Source organism: Burkholderia pulmonis, from assembly GCF_984667975.1.
Genome location: NZ_OZ480186.1, coordinates 1,196,346 through 1,215,959, shown reverse-complemented (window position 1 = coordinate 1,215,959; position 19,614 = coordinate 1,196,346). Strand labels below are relative to the sequence as shown.

Genomic DNA, 19,614 nt, shown 5'->3' with positions numbered 1-19,614 from the left:
CTCGCCCTCCACTCCTTGGGCCAACCACGACAGCATGCTGTTGGGAGGGGTCGCCCTCGGCTTGAAGAGCGACCGTGAGCAAGCCATGCTGCTCGATGGCCCTTGATCGCTGTAGGATGCAAGTACGAACAACAGCAACCGGTATGTAGACATGGACGACTCGGACCTCTTGAAGGCTATCCCAGCAGAAGTTATCAAGGCAGGTTACGACGACGCGATATCACCTGCCTTAAAGCAAACGGGAAAGTTTGGCGAGGATGTAGTCAAAACGCTTCGTCTAGTGCTCTTCCCGCTCCAGTACCTTGCCGCGTGTCAGGATAGGCTGGCGCAGCACCTCCGCAGGTCGATTGAGCGCGTACCGGAAGATCGAAGAGTAGTCCCCGTCGAATCCCTCGCATTACCAATTGCAGAGCAACTGAGATTTCACGACGAGAAAAGTATCGTCGGAAACATGTTCGTTAACCTATTAGCTAGGGCAATGGACCGCGAGCGAGTCGGTGAGGCTCATCCCGCTTTTGTGCAAATTGTCAGCCAGCTTGCCCCAGACGAAGCAGTGTTGATTCAGCAAATTGCGGAGACCCGACCATCGGCATATCTACGCCCGCCTAAGCAGAGTACAGCCGTGCTGCTCAAAGACGAGCGCGCCGCATTGATTGAAGCGTCAGGTCTATCATCAGAACATAAGCAACGCCTGCAATCCATCGCGATTTGCCCCGAGGATCTGGCACAACCCGAATTGGTATATACGTACATCGAGCATCTAGTCTCGTTGGGTATCGTGTCATATACCAACGAGCCGTGGAGCGACGAATTTAAAGGTGCGAAAGAAGCTGGCTTTGACTTCTGGTTTATCACCCTCAACGGGCTCGGCGAATTGTTTCATCGAGCTTGCTTAAATGAATAGCAGGAGTATTTTCCTGCGCAGATATCTGAAAATGCCGGCTCGTCAACAGGCTTTCGTGCTTCTGGACATCGGCCCTGCAACTTGCAGAGCCGGATGCTGCAGCAGCACCTTGAAACAAGAGAAATCGACCAGATGACGCCGACAGACGAACGCTAACGATTGGAAAGCACATGACAACAGACGGAAAAAAGAAAAGTGCTCGCAGCAAAGACGACCTGTTGGCAGCCCTTTCCGAACAAATCGAATTGTTGAAACTCGGGTGCAAGAACTTCGACTTGGGCGACGAGATCGAAGCCAAAAACATAGCGGTTCGCCTCAGAGTCCTGCTACACAACACAAAGCAATCGCATGCCCTGCTCGAGCAGCTCGGGTTGAGGAATGGGTATTTCATCAATACGGCCCACCGCTTAAGGCCGGAAAATGGAGCTTCTGATTTCGCACTGACCTCGGTTCGCTTCGATTCAATGTCCGGAGCAAAATACATCCCGCTCCTAGCCTCACGAGTTGGTAGTATACGGCCATCCAAGAGAGTATTTTCTGATTGGTGGTCGATCTCTGTTATCAAGGATCAACGCGGAAACAAGTTCTGCCGCCGGGATCTGGTCCTTGCCGTGTCCAACCAAGATGGTGGCGCACACATCGACCCTACGATCGACGAGGCGTATAGGCGGCTTACGCGCGAGAACTCGCTGCTGATTTTCTTCAGTACAGGCCCTGGAACTGCGCACGCGATGGGCAACCCTGTGCTCGCGAGTATCAGGCAGATCGCCTATGAGGTAGAGGAAACGCTGCGCATGAAAGTCCCATCCACCGCATAGTTCAGGGGATGGAATGATAAGCGCAAGGCTTGTCCAGCAAGGCTACCGCCCGTTGCTGTAGCAAATCCGTAGCACGCAAAAAAGCCCGCTCGTAGCGGGCTTTGTGCTTTGTAACTCCGGCATTGCACTCTAGACGTCAACAAACGAGGTTGACTGCGACGCCACCAGTTTAGGTGGTGCAGGGCACAGACAAATACAAAGGTCATCGCTCAACGCCGCCTGCCGGCCGTCGGGTCCCGTAGTAGAAATTCGGGAGCCGTCGCACTGAATCTTGCCGATTGTCTTGCAGACTGGACACCATACCGGATCGTGTTCGTACGCCTGCTCACGCTCCCCGATCCGGTCAGTGCTATCCCCAGCCTGCACAACGCCCCCGACTGTCGTCGTATCGCCCTTCACGATGTCATACCGCCTCATCGCCCCACCCCCATTAGACCGCACCCGGCCGCAGCCTCAAGCTATTCAGCAGTGTGTCCCACGCCTGCAATGCCCCCGCCTCGTCAACGGGCGATGTTCTCTCTTCAGGCGGCACATCTTGACTGCTGATATCTCCAAGGATCATCTGAATCGACGTATGGGGCTTCGCTAGCGTAGCCGGATCACCCGGCGCCAGCAGGGAGAAACGGTATTCAGTAACGCTGCCGTCTTTAATTTCAAACAACACTTCCTCAGCGTCCATATCCGCAATTTTTCGGTGCCCTTGGCGCAAAATGCGGTAATGCCCACCAACCGCATCCATTTTCGCTCGCAAATCAGGCAGGGTCTTTAAAAGGGAAGCAGCAGGATCGCGGTCCTGGCTGACCGAATCGCGCATTTGAATCAACAGCAACGCAGGCCGACGCTCCGGCATCAATGCAAACGACTGGCTTACCTCTTCAGTGTAATTTGATGAACCGGTAACGATACCCCCATCGAAACAGAAGCCCGACTCGACTGGCACAGACCAATTATCCCTCGCCTTTATTCGACGAATCGTATCGTTATAAATTTCCTCAACCTGACCAATCGCTTCCGAGCCAATCCCACCCACCAAATGAAAAAGGGTATTTCCATCGTATACGTAACTCTCCTCCTTAAACGGGAGTTTTACATATTTCGCAACTCCACTCTGAAAAACAAAAACCCTTGAATTTTTCGTTGGAGAAAATTCTTTCTCAAGCCATGCGTGATCGACCTCCACTCCTGTCGAAGGATTTGTACGCTTCTTAGTGCGCAACATTTTCTCCAAGGCTTGAGTTTTACTTTGAAAATCAGAAATTGAGGCATGGTACTGAGTTTCCAGTTTTTCGCCTCTGAACTCATAACCTTGATTTGAAATTTCACTCGACACGGGACGGTCAAACACGAAGCGGCCAATGCACCATGGGCGTGACTTAGAAAGCAAGGGATTAGCCATTGCTGACTCTCCAGAAAATGCAATTGAGCAAGCACACAGGCCTGCGACGAATAATAAACTGGTTACGATACGCTTTAGCATGTCGGCTCCGGCACATCCCGCACGATCTGGACAACACTATAAAGGACTGCCCACCGCGTCCATGGATGGACGTAGCTAAGTTGATGCTTGTATCCGCCCTGCTCAAACGCCATTTGCACTCCGTTTGCCGGACCACCGGTTACACCTGGCTTCAATCCACGGGCCTGCGCACGAGCTGACCATACTGGCACCGTCCCATCACCCGGAATGATACCGTTTCGGCTCGCCTCCAAATTCTCCACAGATCCGGCCGGTAACGACGCAGTCTTCTGAACTTGAAAGTCGATGGTTAACTTGCGCGACTCCAAGTAGACACGCAACTCCCCCTTGCGTGAGTCAGACAAGGGCTTTGCGGCACGGAGTTCCTCGTCCGTAACTCCCGCCGGTATGTTGCCGGTCCACACGGCCGTGCCCCACGTTAGCAACTTCCCAAGCTCCTCACCCTTCTCTACTAGCGGCTTGCTCCCGCTCTTATCCGACGCACCGCTTTGCGCTTTCTTAGCAAGCGATCCGTCCGCATAAGCCGCGTAGGTTTTCGGATGATATATATTTTTTATTTGCCTCTGCTTATCCACTGTATTTTGCAGAGTATCGATAAAATTCTCAGAGACAGTTTTCTTGACCTTATCTCTATCGAGACGAGCCTTCACAATACCAGCAGGATCGACCATTGAAGAGTCCGGCAGCAAACCATACCACTTCGGATTTGCAAAAATATCGTTAAATGTATCGCCATCTTTTGGCAACTGAAGAACCGGATCACCATTAATTCTGGCAAATATCCACCATGGCTTTCCATCGTTGTAATCGGGCATTGGCAAAAGTTCTAGCGGCCCCGGTGCATTTATAGTCACTGCCACGAACTCATTTTCATCCCGACCCATCAACGCAGCATTCACATAGCCATCTTGGCCGGGAAATGTCGACGGCCCCTCGGATTCAGCTCCAGCCCGGAATCGCTTTGCCGCCAAGGGAGCCCCGGTCGCTGGCTGGACCCCATGAAACACCCCATGCATCAAATCCGCCGCGCCGTGCATCGCGATTGCCATGCGTGCCACGAGCCCGCCCATCGAATGCGTTACGATAATCGCCTTACCGCTATGATTCTCGGCGATGATTTCTTTAATCCCCATTAAATGTGTTTTTTTCTTGAACTTCGGATTAGTATAATCCGATCCCTCTATTACCTGCTTCGCAGAATCAGCATTGGATTGAAGCCAATTATATCCAATCGCATATACTCGATATCGGAATTTTATAAAATTCTTGAATTCCACCGAATTCGGAGTAATCGCACCCCCTGTGCCAAAACCACCATATAGTTTCGGATCGGTTCCGAGCAATGGGTGAAGCGCCCAAGTCTCACCGGTTGGATCAGGGTCAATCCACGGTCCTCGGATCTTTCCCAGAATCATCGCCGAATTCAACGTTTGTTCAAGCCATAACATGAAGGGGTGATAGCTTGATCGATGTACAGACCCCCAACCTCGTCGCCGTGCTTCATCTTCACTGATTGTCTTTCCATCACCAACGTCGATGGGTCCAAGCGTTGTGACTTTCGCCTCCAACGGATTGAATTTCGTTTGGCGCTCGGTTGCATTCTGGTGATAAGCACTGACCAGCCACGGTAACGCTGCTGCCTTTCCACTTGCGGTATCAGCATTCGGCGCGAAAAACATCTCATCGCCGGATTTCTCGTTAACCAATAGCGTACCCATCACACCGGGAATAAAAATCACCGGAATAATCGGCCTCACGTCACACAAAAGTTCCTTTTTCCGTGTGTCGCTAGCCGGCGTCAAGGTGAAACTTCCGAAAGACGAGCCGTCAGGGGCAGTGCGGCCCATGAGCTGCACCGTTTCCTGATCAAAATCTTCATTGAACGGAGAAACTACGTTTGGATTACCTGTCGGATTGGTGCCCATAGCATTCGCAAAGTAAGTTTGGATCGAGTAGACGAACTTATTCCGAAGCGCCGCCAGCGCCCGGTGTTCGCCGCAACGCATGCAGCATCAGCGACTCAACATCATCACTCTTCTGCTCGGCAACGTGTCCAAGCTCGTTTGTCATCCCTGTCAAACGCGTGCCATCGCCTCGCACCAACTCATACGGGTGGTTCTTCAACACCTCGCCAGTGATGCTATCTCGAAGCACATACGGGTCGTTAAACTTGGCCTGCGGCAGACTGTTCATATGCTGCGCAATCGAACTCGGTCCCTGACGACTCAACGAAGCCGACTTGATCGTCCGCGGTCCTTGCGTACCGTCCTCAATCCCCGCAGCTACCCACCTAGTGTATGAACCGCCTGCCTTGATGATAATCTCGTCGGCATCGAGCACGATGCGCTTGGCCTTCACATTCACATCTTTGCCCGCATTGACGTTCACGTCATCCGTATTGGCCGACAGTTTGATCGGACCTTTCGCCGTGACAAAGAACGCACCGAGCTTCTGAGCAAAGAAGCTGACCTTTTCCGCAGCCGCCACAACCAGCGACTTGCCGGTCGCAACGTTCGTGTTCTCGTTGCTGACGAAGTTCACTTCCCCCTCCGCAACAATGTGGGCCGAGCGATCTGCGACTAGCGCAACGTCTTTCGGCGTAGCGATCAGAATGTTCGGCTGCGCGAAGCCATTGGCACTGCCAGTGCCACCGCCAGCCGTCACCCCGCCTGACGTGTCACCTGAGATCGGGTGTTTGATATCTACGGCCAGTGCCTTAAGCGCGTCCTGCCCTGTTTGCAGCGAGTCAGCTTGCGCCGTTGTGCTCGCGCTCGACAGGGATTCGACCAACATCCCCGCTTTCTGCAGTTGCGTCCGGGCCTCTTCCGTGCTCATCTGCTCGTCGTCATACGCTTTCGAGTGCGTACTAATCGATAGCCCCTTGCTTGCTCGAACCGCACCGTAGTCGTCGGCATGAAGCGTGAAACCCGATCCGAGATATCGGCCACGCGTGTTTTGATTCTGTTGAACCAGATAGCCCTGTGTGAGCGCCGCGTAGCTCTTTCCGGTATAGCTAATCAGACGCGTGCCGCCTTGGTTCGTCGCGTCGTCATGCACGAACGCGTTGTATGCGCCTGTCGCGCTAAACCCATTGGACTTGAAGCCGGACAGGAGCGCGTTCGAGTGCCACTCCGAAGGAGTCGTTCCCCCGTTGATGCGCCCTAAGACGAACGGCTTATCGCAATCGCCATTCCAATAACCGATGACGACCCATTCTCCCGCCCTCGGCACATGCACGGCCCCGTAGCCATTACCCGTATCCGATTGAAGGGACGACAGCAACGGCGAAGAGTTGAATGAACCAGCCGGATTCTTCCGATCCCACGCAAAATGAACCTGCACCTGGTTGCGCTCGTTCGTCCACGCCTCCTCGCCCTGCGGAGTAACCACAAGAGCATGCTCAATCGACATGAGCGGCTTGTGGTGATCAAACGGGCTGCGATACTCAACCGCCACCGACTGCGCCTCGACCTCAAGCACGAAGAATCCTTCGGTGCCGTCGGCCGCATGCGCCGGCGTCGCGAACCGCTCATGATGAATTGCTTGTTGCTCGGCCAGTGTCGCACGAAGACTGTGCGGAAATTCAGTCATCTGTCGACCGATCGGCACATTGTTCTCAATGAACCAACGAGCACTGACAACCAAGAATTCGCGCTGTTGTTCGTCGCTCCCTTGATGTCGCGGATGGTTGTTCAGCACGAACCGCGATCCGACGTCAATCCAGCGGACCCCGCCGACGCCAAAATAGCGCCGTGCGCGTGCGTCCCATGCCTGTACTCGGCGGTTTGCTCGGGTGCCACCACTGTCGGAGTCCGGATATCCGTAGGCCAGCGATTCGTAAACGGTCATTGGCACACCCGGAATACTATGCTCGGCCCTCTGTCGCCGCTCTTCAGTCTCATAAGTCGTCGACTCTAGGGCACCAACTGCCTCGAAAGCGGACGACGGACGCTTGTAGTCGAAAGATCGTGAAACGTAGCGCAGGCTCTGCATAGTCTGCATCGCAGCCCAATGCACAAAACCGTCTGTTTCGCCGCTGCTGTTACCCCGGTAGTATTCAACCGACTTCGCGTCAGGCAACGACGACACCTGATCTATGATGACAAGAGTCGTCTTCGGTACTTCACCGTCGCTTGTCTTTTCGTGTACCCAGTAGAAATACCAGCCCTCGTCTTCAGCGAGCCGATTGACAAAATGCAGATCGGATTCGCTCTGGCGACACCATGAGCGCTTTTTTACATCGGACCGAGATAGCACGAACCGATACTGGCCCCGCAACTGAGGGTATCGATCGAATATGTCGGAAACGATTTCGCGCGCATCTTTGTCAATCCACCCTTCCTCGTTATGCGTTTTATCGAGATAGACGAGCACGGACGAAAATTCGAGCTGGTACGTCGACAGCCCCCCATCGCTTCCCAGAAAGCCAACCTTGTGGACGAAGCCGTGGACCGGGCGATAGATCGAGTCCGAAAATGGCGCAGTCGTCTGCTGCATCCATAGCGTCACCGGCTGATGCATCAACGAAAGCAACGCCGTATCGTCACGCAGTGACGCAACGTCCACCGTATAAGTGTAATTGCGGCCGATAGTGGCTGATCCACGCGCCCGTAACGGAGTCAGCGCGTTTTTACCGAGTGGCGTGTCCAACATCAGTAGTCGATTGCTCTGCATCAAACCTTGACGCATCGACTCATACAGCTCGCGAAATTTCAAATCCCCGAGTGCAGATGGTCCGAGTATCATTTTCGTTATCCTTGTCTCTCAGGTTCGACCGTCAAGAAAGGAATACGAAAGGACGGCCAGCCAGTGCGACGTATATCGCTCGCGCGATTTTAGCCAAATTCGGCGCGCCGAGTCGCATGCATTTAACCAAAGTTGACATGCTGGCGTAGGCACGTTGCCGTATCTTTCACGCTGGAGGGATTTATTACGTCTGATCCCTCCGGACGCAGTACACGGCCCAAGCAGTAATTCGGCCTGCCGCTCCTCTCGGCGGCAGGTCATTTTCTCATCGAATCAGAAAAGTCCAACGGGCTGCGCCGCGTCATCCCAACTGAAAACGATCAGTTCGTTCCGTTCAGCGGCCCGGCCACCGCCGCCCACCGTGTACAGGATCGGCACGGTCTCGATGTGAAACCCAGCGAATACCTTCCGAATGTCCGGATGGTCGTTCAGACTGACGATTGCGCGGCCCTTGAGCGAGCGCAGCCGATCGGCCATCTTCTCGTACTCCGCGAACGGAAACGGGACTCCGTAACCTTCGGTTTCGTAATACGGCGGGTCGAGGTAGAACAACGTATGCGGCCGATCGTACCTGTCGATGCACGCGGCCCAATCCAGACGCTCGATGTACGCATTCGCAAGCCGCAGATGCGCCGCAGATAACTCCTCCTCAAGCCGCAACAGATTCAGGCCGGGCGGATGCTCTGTCCGCGTCCCGAACGTCTGCCCCTCCAACTTCGCCCCAAAGCAACTTTTCTGCAGGTAGTAGAACCGGGCTGCACGCTGTATATCGGTGAGGGTTTCCGGGATCGTGTGCTTCAGCCACTCGAACACCTGCCGGCTGGTCAGCGCCCATTTGAACTGGCGCACGAACTCCTCCAGGTGATGCTGCACAACGCGATATAGGTTGATCAGCTCGCCGTTGACGTCGTTGATCACCTCGACCTTTGCCGGCGGCCGCATGAAGTACAGGGCAGCACCACCCGCGAACACTTCGACGTAGCAGTCGTGTGCCGGGAAACGCGGGATAAGGTGATCTGCGAGACGGCGCTTACCGCCGATCCAAGGAATGATGGGATTTGCCATTGTGAAAGCCGATTTTAAACTTGGTGTAGAATCCGGCCCGCCTACGTAGGTAAGCAGGGCCTTGGCTGATTCACTGGCTCAGACAGTGGAAAGGCGGTCGGCAAGATGCTCGAACATCCCGCCGGTCGCCCTGTTTCTTTCGAGACCGCTCGGCCTCGATTGCCGCGCTATCGCGGCAAGTTGGTTTGCGCGTCGCTCGTCAACGCGTCGTAACTGCGCTCACACTGCCGGCCGGCGATGCCGCGCTCGTCAGCGATCTTCGCCAGCTCTCCCGCGCGCTCGTCAGCCCGGCTGAACACGTCGGCAAGCAGATCGAGGGTGTCGCCGGCTGTCGCGCTTCCGGCGGTAGCGCCGGCATGCCGGACGTCGGCAACGAGCGCGGCGACCTGCTTGCGCAGCCCGTTAACAGCCCCATCAGCAGCAGCGGCATCAGCCACCGCTTGATCACGTTCTTTCGCAGCATCGGTTGCGATCTCCTGTTGTGCCGCCAGTCGGCGGCGAAACTCGTTACGCTCGTTCGCCAGGTCGTCGATCTGCCTCGCCTGATCCGCGACCTTCGCGGACTGGTCGGCGTCACGATGCCCCTTGAAGTACCCGCAGGCCGAGCCGGCAATGACGCCTGCGACGACGACCAGCCAGATACGCGGATCGATCCATGTCATGCGACCACCTCCCCACCGGCCGCGCGATACGCCGCCAGCAATTTCTCGATGTCGTTCTCATGCTGGCCGTACCCAGCCCCCGGCAGACTGGCCCACACGTTCGACACCTTCGCGATCGCTTCTCGAAACCGCCCGGCATCGATCAACGGCAACGCACCATGTTCGCGGAGCTGCTGCAGCGCATACCGATCCTGCGACACTGGCCCGAAGTCGGGCAGTTGCATCTGCGCCTGATAGATCCGCCACCACCGCGTGAGGATCTGGTAACGACCGGCCGCCGTCGACGGCACGCGGATCTGTCGGTTGAGGACGTTCGGATGCGCCGCATAGCTCGCGAACAGCAACGGCCGCGATGCCGTCGATCCCACCAGAACGTTGTATCCGTCGTCCGTCTTCGCCAGCAGCGGCGATCCAATCTCGCTGACCGCAATGGCATCGAGAAACGCCACACGGTTCTTTCCGCCCGCACCTGCAACACTCATTCGTGCCATCTTCACTTCTCCCCAAACAGTTGCTTCGCATGCCGCCGCAGCAGCACTTCGAGGTACTGCGACCCGACAATGCCGAGTGCGCTCCCAAGGCCGAGCAGTGCGATCGGCGGGAGATCCGGGATCTGCAACAGCGCAAGCCCGGCCACCATTGACGTGGCCGACCCCAACACGGCGCGGCCGGCAACGAGCCGAAACGTCAGTTGCTCCCCGCCTACCAATACCTTCGCGATGCCAATCAAACCGCCCATGATGATCAGCTCCAGAATCGTCTTTTCGTGGTCTTGCATCGGTTCCCCTTAGCCCGATAAAAAGAAAGGCCGCTCCGGTTGCCCGTGAGCGGCCTGCACATACAGCGCGCGACGCGTTACTGCGGCGCCGGCACTACCAAATTGATTTTCTTGCCCGGCTTCTTCCCGTGCCCGACCTTCGCCTTCCCCTTGTTCCCTCCGTTCAACGTGACGACCGTGATCCACCCGCGCGACGCGAAAGTGTGTTCGACCGACTCGATCAGAAACTCGCCGTCCACACCGGTCTTGAACCCCTTCAGCGCGATCGTCTTTTCGGCCGACAGATCTGCGCGGCCGCGCATCGTGAGCCGGCTCGTCGACGTGTGCCGATTGAGCGTCGCCAACCGCGACGTCGCCCCCGCTTTCGCCGCCTCCGGACTGGCGAACGCATGGCGTTCCGTGTGCACCGCGGACGCACCTGGCGGGGCGTCCGGATTCGGAATCGTGAGATCGATCTTCTTCCCTGTCTTGCGGTTGTGCACCTTCGTGCGGACGGCCGCGAAGCTCGCGCGGTCCGGAAAGTTGATGTCGTAGTCGAGCAGGTCGCCGGGCGTGAGCGTCACGACCGGCAGCGGCTTGCCGCTCGCGCTCTTGCCACCACCGCGCGGCAGAACAATCAGCTTGCCGGCCTTGACCGTCTCCGCCACCGCCGGGCATGTTCACGACGAACACGCGTTGCACGCCGGCAGCTGCACCGGCCGCACCGCCGAGCGCATCCAACGCACGCCCGACCGCCCCACCCGCAGCCCCCTTACGCCCTGCGGCCCCTCGACCACCACGCGCCAGCAGCGTGCCGCGCGCGATATCGAACAAGCCGCGCCCGATGCTCCAAAGTGCCCTTGCTCCACGCACCGCGAGAACCGTGCCGGCAATGCCGACGACCGCAGCCGTCGCCTTCGGAGCACTATCCGCTGCGGACCGGATACCGCTGCCGGCCCCCTTTGCCGCCTCGCCAACGCGATCCGTGATCGGACGCAGCGCGTCGCCGATGCTGCGCATCGCGTCGTCCCATTGCTGCCCGACCTCGCTCCAGATCTGTTTGGATGTCTCCCGACGCGCCTCCAGATCCTTCTGGATCTCGCCGCTCGCCCGCTGCGCGTTGCGCTTCAGGTTCGAATACAACTCGGCGTTCTGCATGTATGCCGTCAGCGCAGCCTTGACCTGCATGTCGTTGAACAGGTCGCCGGTCTTCATCGTCTCCGCGAACGCGTTCATCTGCGTCTGCCGCTTCGCCGGGTCCATCTCCGAATTGAACTGCTTCGCTGCCGCCGCGAGCTGCTTCGCCTTCGCCGGATCGACACGCTCGATGTACGCGCGTGCAAGCACGAACGACGCTTCGAGCGTCGACCAGCCCTTGCCGATCGCCTCGCGCATCTTTGCCTGATAGTCGACACCGGCCTTCGCATAGTTGCGTTCGGTCTCACCCGAGCCGATCTTCGAGAACCAATTCTTCAGGTTGTTCGCCGCCTCGTCGGCACCGCCGGCCGTCTTCATCTGTACCTGGAGCATCGCGCCGAGCTGCGTCACCGAGTCCTGCCCCGTGATGCCGAGCTTCTTCATCTCGGCGAGCAGCACCGGAAACCACCGCGCCATATCGACGGATTCGAACGACCCTTCCTTGCCGAGATACGCAATCGCTTCGAGCGCCTTCGACATCTGACGCGGATCAACGATCTCCGCGTTCTGCTGCAGCGCTTGGATCATCTTCGCGGTCTCGACCGTCGTCGCCCCTTGGCCGATCGAGAACTTCGCGACCAGCGGCGCGAAGTTGAGTGCCCGGTCCAGATCCATGCCGCCCGCAACCATCTGGTTGACGGCGTCGGCCAGCTCGTTGCGGCCGATGCCGTTCGCTCCAGCGTCGCGTCGAATACGACTGCCTTCCACTCGGCGAGCGGGTGTAGTGCGATGTGCCGCGTCGCAACGCGCTGCTGATTCCGTTCACGTTCACAGGGGTCTCCGGTTATTTGCCGCGCAGTCGACGCCACTCGGCCGACATGGAATCGTCGAACGCGGCGAGGTCCAGCGCGCAGAGACGATCGGTAAGCTGGTCGCGGAACGCGTGACGTTCCACCTTGGTTGCAAGCGCAGCGCATGCGCGCGCGGCTCGGTCGACGAAGGCACGCGCTTTCCCCGCTGCACTCGCCTCCGCAAGAATCGGAGCGAGGTGATCGGGGAACGTGGCGATCAGTTCGGATAGCAAGCGCCCCGCGTCGGCGGGGGCACATTCGAATCGGGATGCGAGTGTCGTGACAGCACACGTCAATTGCTGCTCGGGCGAGCAGCAGAGACCGATCCGTTCACGCTCGGGCCGGCAACAGCCCATGCCGGTCTTAAACCGTTCCATGACGACGACGGCGACGTGCGGCGAGATTGCGAGCAGCGTGAATCAAACGCTGGAACAGACGCTGGCCCTTGCGGCCGGTCGCGATGATCTCTTCAGCCTTGCGGTCGTCAATCCGCTGATCTTGAAGTGCACGCGTCACGTCGTCAGCAACTCGACCGACGTGCGCCTGCAGGTGCAGCGTGGTCGAGACAAGGTGCATCGTCCCCGGCTCGATCACGTCGTCAGCCCCTTGGTCGTCGACGTACTCGGCGACCAACCCGAAGCGCGCATTCAACGCGTGCAACGCATCGAGCGCGTGCGCGCTCCCTTCGGTCTTTTCCTGCATCCATTCGATCAGCAGCTCGAACATCTCCATCGACAGACGGCTGTCGCCGACGCCGCGCAGACGCAGGCGCAACGACTCAGTCGTGACGTTCTTGCCACGTCGAATAGTCAGGTAGTTCGCCGCGTCGGCAACGCCGCCGGGCGTGTCGCGAACTGACGTATAGAGCACGTCCAGCCATTCGGTACTGTCGTATCGGCAGGTCATAGTGGGAGATTGGTAGGCGGTGACTTTCATCCTGTTGCGGACGTAGGGCCGCAACTAAGATTCAGCTCATGAGGGGCGTAACTACTGCTGTCACGCAACTGCGGGGTGTCACGACAACTTGTCGTGTGAGTCCAGAGAGACAAACAGATCAGGACGCGCAAGCTTCAAGAACAGCAGACGCGCTCGCGGTATGCCATTGCGACGCCATTCCGATACGGACGGCATCCGGACTTCGCAAAGTTGCGCAGTTGCGGCCGTTCCGCCAAAAGCATCGATCACGGCGCACGCGTACGAGTCTCGATTCAGGAGCGTATTCATGCCGTCATATTAGGCGCTCCTTACACAAAATGCAAGGCATTCCTAATTCCCATTCAGTTAGGCTTTCCTAATGACGACACTAGCCGAACGCCTGGAACAGGCAATGAAGTTGCCGCCCGAAAAAAAGGCAGCAGATCTTGCGCGAGCGTGCCGAGTGCGAGCGCCCTCGGTCAGCGACTGGTTAAGCGGGAAAACTAAAAAGATGGAAGGCGCGAACTTGCTGCTCGCGGCCGAATTCCTGAACGTCGATCCGTGGTGGCTCGCCACTGGCGAAGGACAGATGGTGCGTCGTGCCAGTGCACCTGCACCACAGAGACAGGAAACCCTTGGCACGCATGCTCAAGCACTAGTTGATGCGCTTGCCAAAGCAGACAAGGTTGGATTGCCGTCGGCGGCATTTGTCGCGCTACTGGAAACCCTCAAGGTGTTTGAGGATCTGCGCGGACAGCAGTCAGGTGATCTTCTCGATCTGAATGCCCCTGACCCGCAAGAGGGGTAAGGTTCCAGTCAAACACGGCAGCCTTGCGGTGCGTTCCGACCCTTCCGGAACGTATCCCGCGCCCCCTGATCGGGCCGCCAAGAATCTCAACATCCCAATCGAAGTCCTCATTGCCGTGTGGGCCGATGACCCGCACCAGCACCCCGATATGCGACCGGTTCCGACATCGACTGACGATCGCCACATCGCCCGGTTTGCAGCGCAATTCCCCTGTTGACATAGCCCCGCAACAACCTCCCCTCGGCAATATTCTGGCTTAACTACTGTATAAACATACAGTATTTGATCGGAAGAATACAACACCTTTCAGGGAGATTCGGCGCATTTGTTCCGCGCCCACACGGGGCTAAACCACAACAACAATGAAAGAGTTAGGAATTCCTATTGCAATAGAACAAAGGAATGCCTAACATACGACTCCATTACTGCCGCTCGCGCAGTCTTCGGAGAAGCCCATGAAAATGTTCGACCATCAGTCCACCGATCGCCACGAATGGCTTCGTGACGAACACAAGCCCCGCATCACGCCTTCCGAACCGGCCCGCCAAAGCAACTTTGAGAAGTCGAAGATCTTCCGCTGGACGATCGTCGCCGCCCTGCTGTTCGTCGCCGTGAACGTCTTCCAAGACGACCCGGTCATCGCACCGACGACCGACTACCACGTCGCCGTCTAATCGCCCCGAATGTGCCGGGGCAAGCAGCCCCGGCGTCATGGAGACCACCATGCCGCGAATCAAAGTCAAAGCAGAACCGCTCTTCGACGTCGAGCGCCGAGACACCCTGTCCCTTCGCACGATCGTCCGTTATGACCCGGAGGCACGACGTCCCTCAACGCCGATACTCGTCGGCAAACATGTTGTTGGTCGACGCCCATTGGCGGACAGCGTACATATGGAGTATTTGATCCTCGATGGCACCGAGATCGCCGGCAAGCAGATCTCGATCCCGGATGAAGGCAACTGCGCCGACGCAATCAAACGTCTTCGTGACGCGAAACGTGCAGCGGGTATCGAGGCGTCGAAGGCGATCGGCAAGGCGAAGAAGCATGGCATGACTCGCACGGCAGCGACGCTGGAGATCGCGTAATGGACGACCATACGCAACAGCTTGATCTGACCGCTCCGATCCAGACGGGGAATACGAAAGCTGCAGCAGCCGCGGCCGGCGCGACGTCCGCCGACCTTTGGATGACGCCATACGAAGCGCTGCGCTACGACCCGCACGACAACGTCCGTCCGGTCGACCAGCAGTGGGTCAAGGAACTGACGGCGCTGATGATGCAGAACGGGTACGACAAGGGCTCCCCGCTCCATTGTTACGCACGTAAGGTCGACGGCAAGGACTACTTCTACGTCTACAAGGGCCAGCATCGCTACCTCGCGGCCGGCGCAGCGATCAAGGCGGGGAAAGACCTCGGCAAGATCCCGATCGTTGTCCGTGATTCGCGTGACGTCAAACGGTCGGAAATGGTGATCGACGGCTACGTGAGCAACGTATCGAAAGCGTCGTCGCCGCTCGACCTCGCGACGTCGATCGCCGAGTTGCGCGACGTCCACGCGCTCGACTCCAAAACCATCTGCGCCCGTCTCAATATTTCGGAGCAGTCGATCCGTGATGCCGCGCTGCTGGAGAGGGCCCCGGCCGATCTGCACGACCTCGTCCGCAGCGGCGCGATCGCCGGCACGCTCGCGATCGACGAGATCCGCACGCACGGCGGCGACAAGGCACTCGAGCGCATCGTGTCGGGCCTGTCGAAAGCGAAGGAAGCAGGCAAGACCAAGGTCACGAAGAAGCACCTGACCGGCGAAGCGCCGACCTCTGAATCGGCCGCTCCCAAGGCGACGAAGATTAACGATGCGCGTGCAAAGCAACTATTGCAGGCGTTACAGGCGGTCCTGCACGACCCCGGCTTCGGGAAGCTTTCGCCGGGGACCATCGAAGGCGTCCATCGATCCCTGACTGGCCTTGAAGATCTGCTCGCCCTGCCGGCCCGCCCGCAGAAGCATCCGATTCACACCGCGAACGAAAACGGGACGTTCGTGGACTGCGAAACGATCAAGGCACCGGCCTCCAATCGGACGAGGCTGGCACCCGCAGAAATCCACCTCGCCCATGCCGACGAAGGCGTTTGGATCTTCGCTACGACTGTACGGGCAGGGCGGGGAGTATCGGATGCCCTCCCGACGATGCGGACGTTTACCGCTACATATCCGACCCGCGTCCAAGCCATCCGGGCCGCTGTCAGCGACATCACCCGTGCTATGCAGCAGCACGATCGGGCAACCGACAAGAACGCAGCGTCGATTCACGCGTGGCTCGACAAGCTGTACGTCATGCCCGACCCCGACTGGACGCCCGAACTGGCAGCCAAGTATGCAGCCGCGAAGGAGGTTTCGTGATGCCTCGCCCGGCCCTTTCTACCCCACGTCCGCTGCCGCGAAAGCGGGAACACGCGAAGATGCGCCCGGCTATCGCACTGGCGATCGTCAACGGCACTTCGATGCAGTCGAACAGTGGCGGGCTGACGCCCGCAGAAGCAATCCAGAAGAACGAAGCGCCGCTCACGCGACGCAAACCTATCCAGACAAACAAAGCCTTGGCGGACACCCGCCAAGGCAGGCTCTCGCGCCTCGACGCCATTCGCGTCGAGATCCGCGCGCTGGTCATCGATATCTCGCACGCGGCCGACGTTGGCTTGTGCGTTACCCCGTGCTTCTAAAGAAAAACACAATGGCAAATAACATGCGCGACCCGAGCCCCACCGAACAAGCGCGGCTTATGCCCGCGCTGACATCAGCCGCGCTCGACGTCCTTGCAGAACGCCAACGACAAATTCAATCGGAAGGCTTGACGGTTGAGCAAGATGACGATTGTACGGAGGAAGAATTGCCTCGCGCTGCTGCGGCATATGTCCTCAGCGCTTGCGGGTACAGCAACGGTCTGACATTGGATATTTGGCCGTGGATCGCTGACTGGTGGAAACCAACGACCCCGCGCCGGAATCTCGTGAAGGCCGCCGCACTGATCCTCGCCGAGGTTGAGCGTATAGACCGATCAAGCAACTGCGCAGGAGCAAGAGCATGACGACTACGGGTATGCACATTCACTACTCGATACTAAACGTGCGCATACAAGTGAGTGTCTGTGGACACTTTTCGATCAGCGGGGATACGGCATGAGGACGTTTGACCTGCAAGAATGCGCCGACTTTCTGAAAGTCGATCGGACTACTGCGATGAAATTGGCTCAGCGGGGAGACATCGTCGGCGCCCGAATCGGTCGGGCATGGGTGTTTCTGGAAGACGACGTCGTCGCATTCCTACGCGAGCGGGCACAACAACAGACGCTTGAGCGCCTAGAGGGACGAACAACTCCCGATCACACCGAAACCGACCGACGCACACAGGCGGCAATCCAACGCCAACTGCAATCATCAACCGCCCGGCGGCCAGGCCGCACCGCTCGCGCACTACCTCGACTTCCAGACCTCCCAACCAGCGTAGCCACTGCGCCCGGCGCGTAACACCATCGCAGCCCACCCGACTGGTGGGCTGCTTGCGATGAAATGCCACTGACTCCAGTTCGCGTGCTTAAGACCACACAAATAGACCCTACTTATCTGGGCCCCTTGAAGTCAAGTACGCGCTCAAAGACAAATGTGTCATTTTTCGTTACCACATGCAGCGGCCCCTTAAATCGCTTTGCAAATTGCTCCTTTCCCTTTCTCACCGCAGAGTTAAAGCTTGGACATGATTTCGCCACTATCAGCGCGGCGATCTTCCCAGTTGTATGGAGCTTATTGTCAGCGTACAACTGAGCTGTAGCCGTCACCTGCTCAATTCCATGAGAGACATCCTTACCCTTTAATTCAACGACTATATCTCCAACTCCAATTTTAGAAACAACAAAATCGGCGCACAAAACGTTATTCATCATGCAGCCATCAACTCGAGTTCGATCATGATCAACACGATTCTCGTTCTCGAAAACAGCCTTCTTACCTTTCTCCTCGCACTTTATGAAAGAATCAGAAAGTCTCTCAGAGCACGCCAATCTCTTTGCCTTCATTATTGCCCCGATTTTATTATATTATTCGTCCTGCCATTCCACCGCAAGAAGTGCAGAATATTCCGACTCTATTTCACTCGAAATGCCATCCAAATATTCCGAGTCAACAAACCCATCCTCGTCAATGATATTCTTCACAGTCCCTTCCACGATTGCATACGCACCAACATTCCCGGGCAGCAACCATGTCTTCTCCGGTGTTATCTTACTGACCTTCTCATAATACTCTTTCGATTGCATACCCAAAACGCCTGCCTTAATCAACGTATTGATCTTGGAAAGCACATAAGGACTATGCGTCGTCAAGAACAATGACGAACGCGACTCCTCGCCATGCAGGATCTGCACCAAAAGTTCAACAATTGTACTTTGTGAGCGCGGAAACAAGTGTGCCTCCGGCTCTTCAATATAGAGCAGGTTGGAACCAGCCCGATCAATATTCCAAGGGGGAATATTTACCGCACTCTCCAACAGAGTAATCAAGGGAAGCAACTCTTGCTGCCCCGAAGACAATGCTGAAAAAGGCACATTCCGCCCATCGTCCAACTCAACATACTCGACCTCGCCCTTCCGCTTTGGAACCCCTCCGAGCAATTTATAGAGCGACTTCTCCCATGGACCGTGTTGACCAGAGCGATACAAAAAGCGAGGATCACGATACGATGTATACATACGCCCAAACCTAGTGGTTATAGGGTCAAGCATATTATTCCCATCAAACGCCGCAAAAACACGCCCCAGGCTTGTAAAAAATGCGCGCCCAGCTGGAATAAACGTTTGATTTGAAAAATACTCGTTCTTCCCTAAAATACCTTGAAGAACACCTCGACGCTCTTCACGGAATTTAAATTGAAGCTCATATTCATCATTTTTACTTTTCGCGATATTTCTTTGAACTAGAGCCGAAAACTCGCGAGCAGTGTCTTCGTAAAACTTCGTAAACGCCTTAGACATCGTAATACGCAGCGTATCGGATACCTTTTTCCCGTACGTGCTACGAATAAATTTTATTTGAAACTCACCAACCGTATACGTGATTGAGAACTTCTTTTTCCCCCAAGCACCCGGAGGAAACCACCGGGAAAACTCCTCAGCGATACTTTCTTTAAATTCAGGCAGCGTACTTCCCTCTTCGATAGCACGCAATTGGCGATCGAATACTTCGACAAAGAAGTAAATCAGTTTCGAAAGGACGCTCTTGCCGCTTGCTTGCGGTCCAATTAGCAACGTAAGCCGTGCAACCGAAATCTCTGCAGACTTGATGCAAGAGAAGTCCTGCACCTTGAGGCAATGCATGTTTTTTGTTCTCCCCGCCGCATGGCAGTTGTTGATCTCTGATGCTACTTGCCATTCTAAGCGGAAAGGCATGGCCCTTGTAGCATCAACGACCTTGAATCACCGCTTGT

Annotated in this window: 21 protein-coding genes and 2 pseudogenes; 9 read left to right on the top strand and 14 right to left on the bottom strand. The window is 56.8% G+C overall.

All coding sequences use genetic code 11. The annotated features are described in order from the left end of the window. The first annotated feature begins 151 nt into the window (after positions 1-151). Together AC5LXK_RS05780 and AC5LXK_RS05775 are read left to right on the top strand one after the other, a co-directional pair. The gene (locus AC5LXK_RS05780; protein WP_493390705.1) at positions 152-904 is read left to right on the top strand and encodes a DUF4393 domain-containing protein; all 753 of its coding nucleotides are present in this window, start codon (positions 152-154) and stop codon (positions 902-904) included. 170 nt (positions 905-1,074) lie between these two features. Next, positions 1,075-1,722, top strand: a complete 648-nt coding sequence (locus AC5LXK_RS05775) for a hypothetical protein (protein ID WP_493390704.1) — start codon at positions 1,075-1,077, stop codon at positions 1,720-1,722. Positions 1,723-1,851: 129 nt separating this feature from the next. Here the strand turns inward: AC5LXK_RS05775 and AC5LXK_RS05770 are convergent, their stop codons facing one another. The 12 genes and pseudogenes from AC5LXK_RS05770 to AC5LXK_RS05715 form a co-directional block, all read right to left on the bottom strand. Further along, positions 1,852-2,139 carry a PAAR domain-containing protein gene (locus tag AC5LXK_RS05770; RefSeq protein WP_493390703.1) on the bottom strand — a complete coding sequence of 96 codons (288 nt, stop codon included), beginning with the start codon at positions 2,137-2,139 and terminating at the stop codon, positions 1,852-1,854. A 13-nt stretch (positions 2,140-2,152) separates the two neighbouring features. Then, a complete protein-coding gene (locus AC5LXK_RS05765) occupies positions 2,153-3,199 on the bottom strand; it encodes a T6SS immunity protein Tli4 family protein (protein WP_493390702.1) in 1,047 nt (348 codons plus the stop codon). Continuing rightward, entirely contained in the window at positions 3,193-5,124 is a 1,932-nt protein-coding gene (locus AC5LXK_RS05760; RefSeq protein ID WP_493390701.1) for an esterase/lipase family protein, read from the bottom strand. Before AC5LXK_RS05760 ends, AC5LXK_RS05765 begins: the two co-directional genes overlap by 7 nt. Before the next feature lie 37 nt (positions 5,125-5,161). Next, the gene (locus AC5LXK_RS05755) at positions 5,162-7,945 is read right to left on the bottom strand and encodes a type VI secretion system Vgr family protein (RefSeq protein WP_493390700.1); all 2,784 of its coding nucleotides are present in this window, start codon (positions 7,943-7,945) and stop codon (positions 5,162-5,164) included. Between the two features lie 273 nt (positions 7,946-8,218). Further along, entirely contained in the window at positions 8,219-9,010 is a 792-nt protein-coding gene (locus AC5LXK_RS05750; protein WP_493390699.1) for a DNA adenine methylase, read from the bottom strand. Positions 9,011-9,177: 167 nt separating this feature from the next. Further along, positions 9,178-9,672, bottom strand: a complete 495-nt coding sequence (locus AC5LXK_RS05745; protein WP_493390698.1) for a DUF2514 family protein — start codon at positions 9,670-9,672, stop codon at positions 9,178-9,180. Next, the gene (locus AC5LXK_RS05740) at positions 9,669-10,163 is read right to left on the bottom strand and encodes a glycoside hydrolase family 24 protein (RefSeq protein ID WP_493390697.1); all 495 of its coding nucleotides are present in this window, start codon (positions 10,161-10,163) and stop codon (positions 9,669-9,671) included. Before AC5LXK_RS05740 ends, AC5LXK_RS05745 begins: the two co-directional genes overlap by 4 nt. A 2-nt stretch (positions 10,164-10,165) precedes the next feature. Continuing rightward, positions 10,166-10,450 carry a phage holin family protein gene (locus AC5LXK_RS05735; RefSeq protein WP_493390696.1) on the bottom strand — a complete coding sequence of 95 codons (285 nt, stop codon included), beginning with the start codon at positions 10,448-10,450 and terminating at the stop codon, positions 10,166-10,168. A 77-nt stretch (positions 10,451-10,527) separates the two neighbouring features. Continuing rightward, positions 10,528-11,088: pseudogene (locus AC5LXK_RS05730) on the bottom strand (phage late control D family protein); the annotation flags it as partial. Positions 11,089-11,887: 799 nt separating this feature from the next. Continuing rightward, a pseudogene (locus tag AC5LXK_RS05725) lies at positions 11,888-12,241 on the bottom strand (phage tail tape measure protein); the annotation flags it as partial. A 169-nt stretch (positions 12,242-12,410) separates the two neighbouring features. Further along, complete coding sequence (locus tag AC5LXK_RS05720; protein ID WP_493390695.1) at positions 12,411-12,794, bottom strand: hypothetical protein; 384 nt, start codon at positions 12,792-12,794, stop codon at positions 12,411-12,413. Continuing rightward, the gene (locus AC5LXK_RS05715; protein WP_493391187.1) at positions 12,781-13,323 is read right to left on the bottom strand and encodes a phage regulatory CII family protein; all 543 of its coding nucleotides are present in this window, start codon (positions 13,321-13,323) and stop codon (positions 12,781-12,783) included. The genes AC5LXK_RS05720 and AC5LXK_RS05715 overlap by 14 nt, the downstream gene beginning before the upstream one ends. A 388-nt stretch (positions 13,324-13,711) precedes the next feature. Here AC5LXK_RS05715 and AC5LXK_RS05710 point away from each other — a divergent pair, with 388 nt between their 5' ends. The 7 genes from AC5LXK_RS05710 (at position 13,712) to AC5LXK_RS05680 (ending at position 17,663) form a co-directional block, all read left to right on the top strand. Continuing rightward, positions 13,712-14,140, top strand: a complete 429-nt coding sequence (locus AC5LXK_RS05710; protein WP_493390694.1) for a transcriptional regulator — start codon at positions 13,712-13,714, stop codon at positions 14,138-14,140. 455 nt (positions 14,141-14,595) lie between these two features. Continuing rightward, entirely contained in the window at positions 14,596-14,814 is a 219-nt protein-coding gene (locus AC5LXK_RS05705; RefSeq protein ID WP_493390693.1) for a hypothetical protein, read from the top strand. Positions 14,815-14,851: 37 nt separating this feature from the next. Further along, on the top strand, positions 14,852-15,226 hold the full coding sequence (locus AC5LXK_RS05700; protein WP_493390692.1) for a beta-hexosaminidase: 375 nt from the start codon (positions 14,852-14,854) through the stop codon (positions 15,224-15,226). Then, positions 15,226-16,539 (top strand): pyridoxal phosphate biosynthetic protein PdxJ, encoded by a 1,314-nt coding sequence (locus tag AC5LXK_RS05695; protein ID WP_493390691.1) that lies wholly within the window; start codon positions 15,226-15,228, stop codon positions 16,537-16,539. The genes AC5LXK_RS05700 and AC5LXK_RS05695 overlap by 1 nt, the downstream gene beginning before the upstream one ends. Then, a complete protein-coding gene (locus tag AC5LXK_RS05690) occupies positions 16,539-16,859 on the top strand; it encodes a hypothetical protein (protein ID WP_493390690.1) in 321 nt (106 codons plus the stop codon). The genes AC5LXK_RS05695 and AC5LXK_RS05690 overlap by 1 nt, the downstream gene beginning before the upstream one ends. A gap of 11 nt (positions 16,860-16,870) precedes the next feature. Further along, the gene (locus tag AC5LXK_RS05685) at positions 16,871-17,224 is read left to right on the top strand and encodes a hypothetical protein (RefSeq protein ID WP_493390689.1); all 354 of its coding nucleotides are present in this window, start codon (positions 16,871-16,873) and stop codon (positions 17,222-17,224) included. A gap of 91 nt (positions 17,225-17,315) precedes the next feature. After that, on the top strand, positions 17,316-17,663 hold the full coding sequence (locus AC5LXK_RS05680) for a helix-turn-helix domain-containing protein (RefSeq protein WP_493390688.1): 348 nt from the start codon (positions 17,316-17,318) through the stop codon (positions 17,661-17,663). Between the two features lie 92 nt (positions 17,664-17,755). Here AC5LXK_RS05680 and AC5LXK_RS05675 read toward each other — a convergent pair whose 3' ends face one another. Together AC5LXK_RS05675 and AC5LXK_RS05670 are read right to left on the bottom strand one after the other, a co-directional pair. Continuing rightward, the gene (locus AC5LXK_RS05675; protein ID WP_493390687.1) at positions 17,756-18,208 is read right to left on the bottom strand and encodes a hypothetical protein; all 453 of its coding nucleotides are present in this window, start codon (positions 18,206-18,208) and stop codon (positions 17,756-17,758) included. A 21-nt stretch (positions 18,209-18,229) separates the two neighbouring features. Then, entirely contained in the window at positions 18,230-19,576 is a 1,347-nt protein-coding gene (locus AC5LXK_RS05670; RefSeq protein WP_493390686.1) for an AAA family ATPase, read from the bottom strand. Positions 19,577-19,614 lie beyond the last annotated feature (38 nt).